We start from the raw sequence: 11,955 nt of genomic DNA on the forward strand, positions 1-11,955 counted from the left end.
CTGAGGAGATAACCATGGCTCGTATGAAATTTTTGTGTGACTCAGAGCGCTGCATCGACTGTAACGGCTGCGTCACTGCCTGTAAAAATGCCAATGAAGTTGAGTGGGGTATTCAGCGCCGTCGCGTTGTCACCCTGGATGATGGTGAAGTCGGCTCAGAAGTTTCCATTTCTGTCGCCTGCATGCACTGTTCAGACGCCCCTTGCATGGCCGTCTGCCCAACCGATTGCTTCTATCCAACCGAAGAAGGCTTGATCCTGCATAACAAGGACACCTGTATTGGTTGTGGCTACTGCCTCTATGCTTGTCCTTTTGGTGCCCCTCAGTTCCCCAAACAGGGAGCCTTTGGTGCCCGCGGCAAGATGGACAAGTGTACTTTCTGTGCCGGTGGTCCCGAGGAAGATCCAGCACTCGAAGAGCAGAAGTATGGTGCCAATCGTCTGAAAGACGGCAAGCTGCCACTCTGTGCTGAAATGTGCTCCACCAAGGCCCTACTGGCTGGTGATGCAACTGAAGTAGCGGATATCTTCCGTGAAAGGGTTGTTTACCGCGGTCACAAAAATGGTGCCTGGGGTTCCTTGAACCAAGAGCCTGGATTGACTGATCTGGCTCAACAGGCTGCTGAACTGGCAACTGATGCTGCGAGAAGCTAATCATGAAAACATGCAAGCGTAACCCTGGCTGGTTCGGCCTGGTTGCGCTGCTGCTGGCAGGCTGTTTGCTCAGCCTGCCCGTAGTGGCTCAATCGCAAGGGGGACCACCTGCTGATGCCAGACAGGAATTAATGCAGGCTCTGCCTGGTGTCACTTCTGACTATTGGCGTGATGTTAAAGGCGGCGTTTCAGGAACCACCTCTTCCACTAGTCCCGGTGCCGACACCCTAATCATGGTGGAAGGTGAAACCTGGCGCGAATGGCGTAACAACTGGATTTCCCCCGGTGGTTTGATTGCCTTGGGTGGCAGTGCTTCAGCCATTTTCCTGTTCTGGTTGCTGGTAGGGCAGGTCAAACTGGACAAGCCCCGCACCGGCCGGAAAATTGAACGCTGGTCGCGTATTGACCGCACCATCCATTGGTATGTGGCCAGTCTCTTCATTATTCTTGCCGTTACCGGCTTCTTGCTGCTCTATGCAAAATGGTTCCTTGCACCCATTTTGCCAAACAGTCTCTGGGCCGGTTTTATGATCGCCGCAAAAAATATTCACAATTATCTGGGTCCCTTGTTTGCTTTGGGGCTGCTGGTAATGATCATCAAGTGGATGCGTCACAATGTCTTTAATCGTGTCGACCTCAAATGGTTTGCAAAAGGCGGCGGGATTGTAGGCAAAGGCCATCCTTCAGCTGGTTTTTTGAATGGCGGTGAAAAGGTTTGGTATTGGCTGGTTACCTTCCTGGGCCTGACCGTAGTCATCAGTGGTCTGGTACTCGACTTCCCCAACTTTGGGCAAAGCCGTGAAACCATGCAAACCACACTGATCATTCATGCCATAGGTGCCTTGATTCTGATGGCAGCTTCCTTCGGCCATATCTATATAGGTACGGCTGGAACGGAAGGTGCTTTCGAAGGCATGAAAACAGGTTATGTTGATGAAGCCTGGGCTGAACAGCACCATGACCTCTGGTATGAAGCCGTTAAACATGAAGCGATCAGTGAAGAGGAGCTGGAAGCTCTAAAAGCTGGTCAACCTGCTGCAGCGGAAGCCAAAACCTGACCCCTCCAGAAGTTGGCTAACGCTTTTTCTTGGGAGGCCTAGCCTCCCTTTTTTCATCCTGTTACTTGATCCGAGTGATAGCTATTTCCAGGTAGTCTCGCTAGGATAGCAAGAAATTGACTGAACCCCTCTTCAAGTTTTCTGGAGACTTTGCAATGCAAACCCTAGACCCCCAACAACAAACTGAAATTGAAGCAGCTGCCTTTCGCCGACTCCTTAAGCATCTGGATGACAATAAAGATGTTCAGAATATTGATCTGATGATTTTGGCTGATTTCTGTCGTAACTGTCTGGCCAAATGGATGATGGCTGCAGCCAAAGAACAGGGCGTAGAGATGGATTACGATGAAGCCAGAGAGCGCGTCTATGGTATGCCCTATTCCGAGTGGAAAGAGCTTCATCAGCAACCGGCGACTCCTGAGCAGCTGGCCGCCTTTGAAGCTCGTGAAGCAGAACGCAAGGCACGGGGAGAAGCCTGATGAGCCAGGTCGAAACACCCCTGAATATTGCCGTACTCACCCTCTCAGACAGCCGCACTCTGGCTGAAGACAAGTCGGGCGATTACCTGGTGTCAGCTTTGGAAACAGCGGGCCATCAACTGGCAGACCGTCAACTGATTCCCGATGATGTTTATCAAATGCGTGCTGTGGTCAGCCAGTGGATTGCTGATCCAGCCATTCAGGTCATCCTGACCACTGGCGGTACTGGCTTTACTGGCCGGGACTCAACACCTGAAGCCCTGCGGCCACTGTTTGATACCGAAATCGAAGGCTTTGGCGAAACCTTTCGTCAGGTTTCCTATGCGGAAATAGGCTCTTCCACGGTTCAGTCACGCTGCCTGGCTGGCCTGGCCAACGCTACGGCCATTTTTTGTTTGCCTGGCTCCACCGGAGCCTGCCGAACCGGTTGGACAAAGATCCTGCATGAACAGTTGGACAGCCGCCATCGTCCCTGTAACTTTGTTGGTATTCTCTTGCATGGTAAGCAACTACATTCTTGATCGAGCTGCTTTATGAATTCCTTGCTGCCGCCACATCTGGCTCTGGAAAAAATGCTGGCCAGCATCCAGCCCATTACTGCCCAAGAAACACAACCTCTGGGCCGTCTGGTCGGTCGTATTCTGGCTGAAGATCAACTAGCTGCGGTTGATGTTCCTCCCGCAGACAATTCAGCCATGGATGGTTATGCTCTGCGCTTGGCCGATCAGGGGCAGCCTCTTGGCATTTCACAACGCATTGCTGCCGGTCAGGCGCCCCAGCCGCTAGAAGCAGGAAGCTGTGCACGCATCTTCACCGGCGCTGAAATTCCACCTGGGGCTGATTGTGTGGTGATGCAGGAAAAGGTCACTCTTGATGATCAGGGCAGGGCTGTATTTCCAGATCAGTTGCAAGCTGGTGACAATATTCGTCCTTGTGGTCAGGATATCCAGGCGGGCAGTCTCTTGCTAACCGAGGGAACCCAACTGGATTACCGCCATCTGGGCTTGCTGGCCAGTGTTGGTTTGGCTGAAGTACCGGTGTTCAGAAGGCCCCGCGTTGCCCTGCTGGCAACGGGTGATGAACTGGTCACCCCTGGACAACCTTTAAAACCAGGTCAAATCTACAATTCCAATCGCCCCTTGCTCACCGGCCTCTTGCAAAGCCTGGGCGCTGAAGTGATTGATTTAGGCCCGATTGCCGATACCCGCGAAGCAACAGAAGCAGCCTTAAGCCAGGCTGCCGAAGAAGCCGATCTTATTTTATCCACAGGGGGTGTTTCGGTTGGCGAAGAGGATCACATCAAACCTGCGGTGGAAAGCCTGGGAGAACTCAGCCTCTGGAAGCTGGCCATGAAACCTGGCAAACCCGTGGCCTTTGGTCAAATCGGTTCAGCGGCTTTCTTGGGGCTGCCCGGTAACCCTGTTTCTGTCTTTGTCGGCAGCCAGATATTTCTTCAGCCTTTGTTAATGCATTTATCAGGCAATCAGAAGGCTTGGCAGCCACGGCTCTTCACGGGACAGGCTGAATTTAGCGCCCGCACCCAAATTCGCCAGGAATACCTGCGTGTCCGTGCCGAAAAAACTGCAAAGGGCTGGCAACTAGCCTCTTTTGCCAATCAAAACTCCGGTGTTTTGAGTTCTGTCGTCTGGGCCAATGCTCTAGCTGTTATTCCTCCTGAAACTGAAATCCAACCCGGTGATCCAGTGGATTTTTGGTTCTACATTTAGCTTTTATCTAATAGCTACATTTATCGTTCTCACTACCAGTGCCGATGAAGCAATAATTAAAGCGGTTTTGTATCAGGGATGTTCCAAAGCAGCAAAAAACTGTTCACGAATCCACAGCATCTTGGGATCATGATGATGACGACTGTGCCAATACAAATAAAAGCTGACCGGTGAAGGCTGAAGGGTATCCGGCAACTCACGCAGGCAAAGCCGTCGGTTGCGTACCACCCTTTCAGCCAAGCGCTGGGGTAACGTAAAAACCAAGTCGGTATCTTCACAGAAATCGGCAACCGACATAAAACTGGACAAGCGCAGCATCACCTGACGCGTCAGCCCCAACTGAGCCAGAACCTTATCCATACTGCCCGGCCCTCGACCGGTAATGGAAACCAAGCCATGGGCGGCGGCTGCATAGCTGACCGGAGTCAGGGGCTGAGTCGCCAAAGGGTGGTTTTCAGCCATGACACAAAGCAAAGGCATGGTATCGATCACCCTTCGATGTAAACTGTTTTCAGCAGAAGCTGGCTGCAGACCACTCAGGCTGAAATGCACTTCATCCCGGTCCAACATGGAGAAGCTATCTTCTTCCTGGCGTACGGTTTCCAAGCGAAGCCCGGGAACCAGACGTCTTAGATGCTTCACCAGACGCGGGAAGTAGATCGCCAATTCCAGGTCCAATCCCGTCAAACGGATCAAGCTGGTATCTGTTGCCGGGTCAAACACAGGGGATTGAACCAAATCCGTCAGCTGCTGCAGTAGTGGGCTTAGCTGGGTTTGAATTTCCTGAGCCCGACTGCTTAGATCAAAACCGCGGGAGGTTCTTACCAATAGAGGATCACCCAGTTCGCGACGCAAACGTGCCAAGGCCCGACTCACTGCTGGCTGACTCATTTCCAACTGCTCTGCCGCTCTGGAAACATGGCGTTCTTGCAACAGCACTTGGAGAATCGGCAAAAGATTTAGGTCCAAGCCTTTTAAATTCATTTCACGCATAGCAATTATCACACTCATGCATTAGACGCATAGAGCTTAGTGCTACACAATCTGGAAAGCAATTCAGGAGAAAGAGAGATGGCACTTGTTAAGCGTTTGACCAATTCGCGCCAGCAGTATGGCTGGGTCAGCATTTTGCTGCATTGGCTGGTTGCGTTAACGGTAATAGGGATGTACCCGCTGGGTCTTTATATCGTCTCTCTGAGCTACTACGACCCAGGTTATCGTTTCTATCCAAATTTACACCGCAGCTTGGGTCTGCTCTTGGCTTTTGTGGTTCTGGTACGCCTGACTTGGAAGCTGGCTAACACCAGCCCTCAACTTCTCGTCGAGAAATCCTGGGAAAAGCTGGCTGCCAAAGCAGGGCATCTTTTTCTCTATCTGCTGCTGCTAACCGTTCTTATATCCGGCTACCTGTTGTCGACAGCCGATGGCCGCAGTATTCAGGTGTTTGACTGGTTCAGCGTGCCCGCCATTCCCTGGCTGGCTACCCGTCAAGAAGAACTGGCTGGCAGTATCCATTTTTATTCAGCAACAGCCTTGGCTGTACTGGCCGGCATCCATGCACTGGCTGCCTTAAAACATCACTTTATTGATCACAACTCAACGCTCAAGCGCATGCTGGGCATTCAATCGGAGAAATAAACCATGCAATTCAAATCAAGTTTAAAAGGCTTGGCGTTAGCTACTGCTTTTGCAGCAAGCCCTGTAATGGCCGCTGACTATGTCATCGATACTCAGGGCGCTCATGCCTCCATCAACTTTAAAATTGACCATCTGGGTTTCAGCTATGTTGTCGGCCGATTTAATGATTTTGAAGGCAGCTTTACCTGGGACTCTGAGCAACCCGAAAACTCCACAGCAGAAGTGACCATTCGCACCAACTCGATTGACAGTAATCATGCTGAAAGGGACCGCCATATTCGCAGTGATGATTTTTTGGATGTACGCCGCTTCAGCGAAGCCAACTTCACCAGCACCGGCTTTGAGTACCAGGGTGATGGCAAAGGGCTGCTAACCGGCGACCTGACCCTGATGGGCGAAACTCGCAGTATAGGTATTGAAGTAGAACACTATGGTGAAGGCGAAGACCCCTGGGGTGAGTACCGCGCTGGCTTTACCGGCACGACCGAGCTTCATCTTCCTGACTTTGGTATCAAGTTCAATCTGGGGCCAGCTGCTGAAACTGTCTACATGGATCTGCATGTCGAAGGTGTTCGCCAGCGGTAACGCGAAGGGGTAGATCCAGGTTTCTTTTTGAAAACTACCAATCCCAAACCAGGGGCGGGTTGAGTCCTGGATCTGCCCAGCGACAACTACTGGCGTTAATACTGGCATAGGCTCTTCGACCAGAGGCCGGAAAGCTGCCATAGCCTTCGTGAATATGCCCGAAAACATGCAGCTTCAATTCAGGCAAAAAGGGCAGGCGATCTGCCAGAGCCTCACACCCGGCATGGGTTCCCAGACTGGTAAGATCACCCAGACCCTGAGGTGGACCATGGGTAATCAAGAGTTGCGTTGTTGCAGGAATTCTCGCCCAACGCTCAGCCAGAGGCTCGCCCCTTTCCAGCATAAACGCAAAATCAAAAAACCGGGGTGTCCAGGGGCTGCCATAAATGGAAATACCTTCCAGCTGGCAGGCTTCATCCTGAAGGTAGGTCGCCCAGCCGGCAAAGAGTGCGCGCCCATCTTCAGGAAAGCTTTCCAAAAGCAAATCATGATTGCCTGCGATCAGCAATTTATGTTGGTGAGGTTGTGAATGCAGCCAGTCTGCAAATTCTGTTAATTCATCCCAGCACTTGCCAGAGCTGAAGTCGCCAGAATGAATCAGCAGGTCTCCATCAGGCACACTGAGCTCCTGGTGACGTCCATGAGTATCACTAATCATCACCAGGCGCATCTTTTCTCCTTACACTTTAAATTTGTCAGTCAGTTCACGCAGGCTACTGACTCGACCACGCAGATCCTGGGTTCGTTTCTTGGACGCTTCAGCCTGTTCAGCCAGTTCATCAGAGACACCTCGAATTTTCTCAGTATTACTACTAATCTCTGACGTTACCGCATTCTGTTCTTCAACAGCGCTGGCAATTTGTGAGGCCATATCACTGATATGATTATTGGCTGCATCAATATTTTGCAAACGTTCACTGGCCTGCTCACTGCCCTTCACACTGTTAGCGGCCTGCTGATGGCATTCTTGCATCCGCTGAACAGCCTGCTCTGTGGAGGCCTGCAGGGCATTAATCATTTCCCGGATTTCTTCTGTTGCGGCCTGAGTCCGCTGCGAAAGTGAACGCACCTCATCAGCAACCACTGCAAAGCCCCGGCCATGATCCCCTGCACGTGCGGCTTCTATGGCTGCATTCAGTGCCAGTAAGTTGGTTTGCTCAGCAACCCCCTGAATGGTCACCAGGATTCCGGTAATTTCCTGTACCTGACCATCCACTTCTTCAAGACTCTTCATGCCTTCTGTCAGCTGATTGGCCAAGCCAGTGGTTGCTTCGCGGTTTGCTTCAACCAATTTCAAGCCTTCACGAGTTGAGCTGGCAGCTTCCTGGGCCTGACTGGCAGTACTTTCGGCATTGCCCGCAATCTCACTGGTTGCCATTGCCATTTCATGGGCCGCACTGGCCAACTGGGTAATTTCCATTTGCTGACTGGCCAACTGCTCCAGATTGCTTGTCACCTGCTTGTGGCTTTGCTCTGCATCCTGATCGATTTCACGCGTTAGGCTGGCCACTTGGGTAACTAGTTGCTGCAAGCGCTCAATAAAGCGGTTGAAGGCCAAACTCATACGGCCAAACTCATCATCCTTATCAGCATCCAGACGACGGGTCAGGTCCGCTTCCCCTTTAGAAATAGTCTCCAGGGCATTTGCCAGACGCTTTAAGGGCCTTAGTTGATAACGAATCATCCAGTAAAGAAGGACGCTACTGGCTGCAATAATCAATATTGAGAAGAGAGCAACCTGCCAGGCCAAGCTGACCAGGCCAGCTTCGGCTTCATTGGCATCCACCAGCAACAAGAAAGTCCAACCAGCTTCTGGCAGGCTAATACTGGACGCAAACCAATTACGGCCCTGATAAACAACTTCAGTTAGCTCACCCTCCGGTGGCAGGCTCTGGCTATTAAGGTGCTCAAGCGCATCGGTTTGCACATAGTCAGCATCAGGGTGAGCCAGGATTTTCTGGTCAGCATCCAACATCCAAATTTGCGATGTCCAACGCATCTCGGTGGCTAAAAGCTCTTGAACCACATCTGCGATCATCAAGTCACCGGCCAGCACATGACGATCATTGACTTGCAAAGGCACCGCCATAGACAACACCAGATTGCCGCTGCCAGCATCAATATAGGGTGGTGTTATCACCATTTCGCCAGCTTCTCTTGCTTGTTGATACCAGGGACGAACACGCGGATCAAAACCCGATGGTAAATTAACTTCAGGCCTGGATTGAATCATTTCACCCTGTTCACTCCCCACATAAACCAGTTCAAAACCACCGGCTTTACGGGCAATAGTCAAGGCATCAGGCCAACTTTGGGTATCATCGGCAAGCTCTTCAGAGGAGGCCTGTAAAAGATCTGATTTGCCTTCAATCCAGCTGTTGGCCAGACTGGAAGTGAGCTTTAGGTTATTAGTAACTTCACTATGTACTGCTTGGCTAACTTCACGCTGTAAAAGATTACCAGCCAGGAGGCTAAGTACACCCAGTGCAACCAGCAACAAAGCAGCCACTGAAATCAGAAGTTTGTTCTGAAAATTGAGGTTCATGGTTATCGCCCTGAAAATCATGAGGAGCGCATCCCTTTCTCTTGGCCCACTGAGCCTTAAAGGGTCAGTAGCTAGTGACCACTTTTCCAAAAGTAGTAATTTAAGGGATAGTCTAAAACTTTAGTAATAACAATGTAAAACACTAACTTTCAAGTAAGATTAGATACAAGCCACCAGGAGTACTTGGGTCCACTGCAGCAATCCGCTAAGATAGCGCCCCCTTTAGATGCTGCTCCTTCTGTTCTATCCACCAAGAGGTTGATTAATGTCCACTACTGCTACAGCCCCCTTAAGTTTCATTCCTGGTCAACGTTGGATCAGCGATGCAGAAATCGATTTGGGACTGGGCACCATTTTGCAGAGTGACCGGCGCAGCATTACCCTGCTTTTTCCTGGCAAGGGAGAAACCCGAGTCTACTCAACCTCAACAGCACCACTCACCCGGGTTATTTTCAGTGAAGGAGATACACTGACTCATCAGGATGGCTGGCAGATGAAGGTTGAAGACACCAAAGAAGTGGATGGACTCCTGGTGTATCTGGGGGAAGACAGCCAGGGTGAATTTCTGGAAGTGCCTGAAACTCAACTGGACCCGGAAATCCGTTTTCAAGGCCCCCGTGAACGCTTGCTAACCGGCCAAATTGATCGCAATAATGAATTTCACCTTCGTGCCCTGGCCCGTCAGGCCCAGACTCAGTTGGCTAAAGACAGCCTCAGAGGTTTAAGGGGTCCACGTGTTGGCTTGGTCCCTCACCAGCTTTATATTGCTCATGAGGTCGGGCAACGTCTGGCCCCGCGCGTCCTTCTCGCGGATGAAGTGGGTTTGGGTAAAACCATTGAAGCCGGGATGATTCTTCACCAGCAACTGGTTACCGGACGGGCGCAACGCGCTTTGATTCTGGTTCCGGAAAGTCTTTGTCACCAGTGGCTGGTTGAATTGCTGCGTCGTTTCGGATTGCCTGTCACCCTAATGAATGCTGAGCGCTGCCAAGACCAGGAAACGCCTTTTGCCGATGCTCAGATTGCTCTAGCCAGTCTGGACTGGCTGGTTAAAGATGACCAGGCTTACACTCAGGTCCAGGAAGAAAGCTGGGATCTACTAATTGTCGATGAAGCCCACCACCTGGGCTGGTCACCTGCTGCAGCCAGCCCCGAATACTTAAGAATTCAACAACTGGCCGAACAAATTCCCGGCCTCTTACTGTTAACCGCAACACCGGAACAATCAGGTGAAAGTGGATTCTTTGGTCAACTGCAACTCTTGGACCCAGCACGCTACCCCAGCCTTGAAGCCTTTCAACAAGAAGAGGGAGGCTACCGCCTTTGTGCCCAGGCCATAAATCGTCTGGAACTCAAACAACCGCTGGACGCTGAAGAATTAAAAGCGCTGGAAGCCCGTCTCAGCAACGACAGCCAAAAACTGCTCACCCTGCTAGAACACCCTGAAACCAGTGACGAACAAAGAGACCAGGCCCGCCAACAACTGATTGACCAGTTGCTGGACCGCTATGGCACTGGCCGGGTGCTCTTCCGCAATCGTCGCGCCAGCGTACCTGGCTTTCCTGGCAGGGAAGTTCACCCGGTTGGCTTGGATTGCCCCGAGGCCTATCTAGACCTGCTGGAACAGTTCAATCAGCCGCATCGTCAAATGATGGCTGAAGCCATGACCGGCATCGCCTGGCCTTTTGCCGCCCTCTACCCAGAGCGCCTCTATGCTTCGGGTAATCAGTCCGCTGGGGACTGGTGGCAATTTGATCCACGTGTTGACTGGCTGCTCGACAAACTGGAAGAACTAAAAGAAGAAAAGGTCTTGCTGATTTGTGCCCATGCAGAAACAGCCTTGGAACTCAGTGAAGCCTTGAGACGCCGCTCGGGCTTATTGGCTGCTGTATTTCATGAAGACATGGATCTTTTTGATCGTGACCGGGCGGCCGCCTGGTTTGCCGAGGAAGCAGAAGAAGGTGGCGCGCCTTTATTAATCTGTTCAGAAATTGGTAGTGAAGGACGTAATTTCCAGTTTGCACATCACTTGGTGCTCTTTGACCTGCCCAGTCATCCCGATCTCCTCGAACAGCGTATCGGCCGCTTGGATCGCATCGGTCAAAACCAAACCATTCAGCTCCATGTTCCCTATCTGGAGACCACCGCTCAAGCCGACTGGCTCAGCTTCTGTCATGAAGGGCTGGAACAGTTCACGCGGCCTTGTGCGGTTGGTGCCAGCCTTTATCAGGAATACCAAGATGACCTGCTGGCCCTCCTGAGCGGTGAAAAAGCTACTGACGATTTAATACCGCTAATCCAATCCAGCCGGGATGCGGCTGAAATTGAATTGGAAGCGGGCCGCCATCGTTTATTGGAACTGGCTTCTCACCGGCCCGAGGTCAGTGGTCAATTGGTTGCACAGCTTGCTGAAGCCGACCAGGACAAGCTGTTGCGGGAATTTTTGGAAGTGGCTCTGGATGTTTATCGTATCCAAAACGAAGACCTGGATGAGCACACCTGGTATTTGAAACCGGGCAAGGAGTCCGATACCGCCGTCTTTACCGATGTGCACTTTGATATGGAAGAAGGCAGCTCTGCGACCTTTTTAAGGGACAAGGCCATGGCCAGGGATGACCTGCATTTCCTGACCTGGGAGCACCCTTTAACCCGCAACTGCCTGGAAGCAGCGACCACCACCGTCAAGGGCAATACAGCAGTTGCCCTGCTTAAAAACCCGGCACTCCCCGCAGGCACCCTACTGCTGGAAGTCTTTTTCCGCCTGGATCTACCCGGTCTGCACCAGCCTCTTGCTGAGCGCTACCTGCCTTCACTCAGCCTGCGCCTGTTATTGGATGGTCAAGGCAACAACCTGGCACCCAAGGTTGGCTTTAAAGGCCTGTCCAAACAGTTGGTAAAAATGAAGAAGGGCCTAGCCCGGGATGTTGTGAAGCTTCGTGTCGACCAGCTGCGCGGTTTGATGGACAAGGCCGAAAGTGAAGCCGCCAGCCATCTGCCTTCCTATATTGAAGAAGCCCAAGAGCGGATGCGCCAACAACTGGATCCGGAAATCGCTCGCCTTCAAGCCCTGGCGGAGCACAACCCTGCGGTAAAAGCTGAAGAAATCAGCCAGCTTCAGCAGGTGCGTCTCGAACTGGACACTCAGCTCAACCAGGCCACTTTGAAAATGGATGCCTTAAGAGTCATTGTTGCTGCTGGTAGAGATGACGGCTGAAGCAACTAGACTCAACTCCAACGACAAAAAAACCCGGCATTAAGCCGGGTTTTTTT

11 protein-coding genes are annotated in these 11,955 nt (G+C 51.7%); 8 read left to right on the plus strand and 3 right to left on the minus strand.

The window, feature by feature from the left end; translation table 11 throughout:
• The first annotated feature begins 14 nt into the window (after positions 1-14).
• The 5 genes from fdh3B to BM185_RS10215 all read left to right on the plus strand — a co-directional run bounded on the left by fdh3B (position 15) and on the right by BM185_RS10215 (position 3,917).
• Positions 15-653, plus strand: a complete 639-nt coding sequence (fdh3B, locus tag BM185_RS10195; protein ID WP_091963066.1) for a formate dehydrogenase FDH3 subunit beta — start codon at positions 15-17, stop codon at positions 651-653.
• Positions 654-655: 2 nt separating this feature from the next.
• Positions 656-1,711: a formate dehydrogenase subunit gamma gene (locus tag BM185_RS10200; protein WP_245751748.1), complete on the plus strand. Its 1,056-nt coding sequence runs from the start codon at positions 656-658 to the stop codon at positions 1,709-1,711.
• A gap of 155 nt (positions 1,712-1,866) precedes the next feature.
• Positions 1,867-2,190, plus strand: coding sequence for a DUF1244 domain-containing protein (locus tag BM185_RS10205; RefSeq protein WP_091963068.1), 324 nt, complete (start codon positions 1,867-1,869; stop codon positions 2,188-2,190).
• Positions 2,190-2,711, plus strand: coding sequence for a molybdenum cofactor biosynthesis protein B (gene moaB / locus BM185_RS10210; RefSeq protein WP_091963071.1), 522 nt, complete (start codon positions 2,190-2,192; stop codon positions 2,709-2,711). Before BM185_RS10205 ends, moaB begins: the two co-directional genes overlap by 1 nt.
• A gap of 12 nt (positions 2,712-2,723) precedes the next feature.
• Positions 2,724-3,917, plus strand: coding sequence for a molybdopterin molybdotransferase MoeA (locus BM185_RS10215; protein WP_091963074.1), 1,194 nt, complete (start codon positions 2,724-2,726; stop codon positions 3,915-3,917).
• Positions 3,918-3,989: 72 nt separating this feature from the next.
• Here BM185_RS10215 and BM185_RS10220 read toward each other — a convergent pair whose 3' ends face one another.
• Complete coding sequence (locus tag BM185_RS10220) at positions 3,990-4,928, minus strand: LysR family transcriptional regulator (protein ID WP_218149429.1); 939 nt, start codon at positions 4,926-4,928, stop codon at positions 3,990-3,992.
• Between the two features lie 60 nt (positions 4,929-4,988).
• Between BM185_RS10220 and BM185_RS10225 the strand changes: the two genes are divergently transcribed.
• The gene (locus BM185_RS10225; RefSeq protein ID WP_091963079.1) at positions 4,989-5,555 is read left to right on the plus strand and encodes a cytochrome b; all 567 of its coding nucleotides are present in this window, start codon (positions 4,989-4,991) and stop codon (positions 5,553-5,555) included.
• Between the two features lie 3 nt (positions 5,556-5,558).
• Entirely contained in the window at positions 5,559-6,140 is a 582-nt protein-coding gene (locus BM185_RS10230) for a YceI family protein (RefSeq protein WP_091963081.1), read from the plus strand.
• Between the two features lie 34 nt (positions 6,141-6,174).
• On the opposite strand, the gene BM185_RS10235 is transcribed toward BM185_RS10230, so the two are convergent.
• Complete coding sequence (locus BM185_RS10235) at positions 6,175-6,810, minus strand: metallophosphatase domain-containing protein (protein WP_091963084.1); 636 nt, start codon at positions 6,808-6,810, stop codon at positions 6,175-6,177.
• 9 nt (positions 6,811-6,819) lie between these two features.
• Positions 6,820-8,685 (minus strand): methyl-accepting chemotaxis protein, encoded by a 1,866-nt coding sequence (locus BM185_RS10240; protein WP_177203530.1) that lies wholly within the window; start codon positions 8,683-8,685, stop codon positions 6,820-6,822.
• Positions 8,686-8,950: 265 nt separating this feature from the next.
• On the opposite strand from BM185_RS10240, the gene rapA reads away from it, so the two are divergent.
• Positions 8,951-11,899 carry an RNA polymerase-associated protein RapA gene (gene rapA / locus BM185_RS10245; RefSeq protein WP_091963090.1) on the plus strand — a complete coding sequence of 983 codons (2,949 nt, stop codon included), beginning with the start codon at positions 8,951-8,953 and terminating at the stop codon, positions 11,897-11,899.
• The last annotated feature ends 56 nt before the right edge of the window (positions 11,900-11,955 follow it).

It is taken from the genome of Marinospirillum celere (assembly GCF_900112235.1).
Lineage (GTDB): Bacteria > Pseudomonadota > Gammaproteobacteria > Pseudomonadales > Halomonadaceae > Marinospirillum > Marinospirillum celere.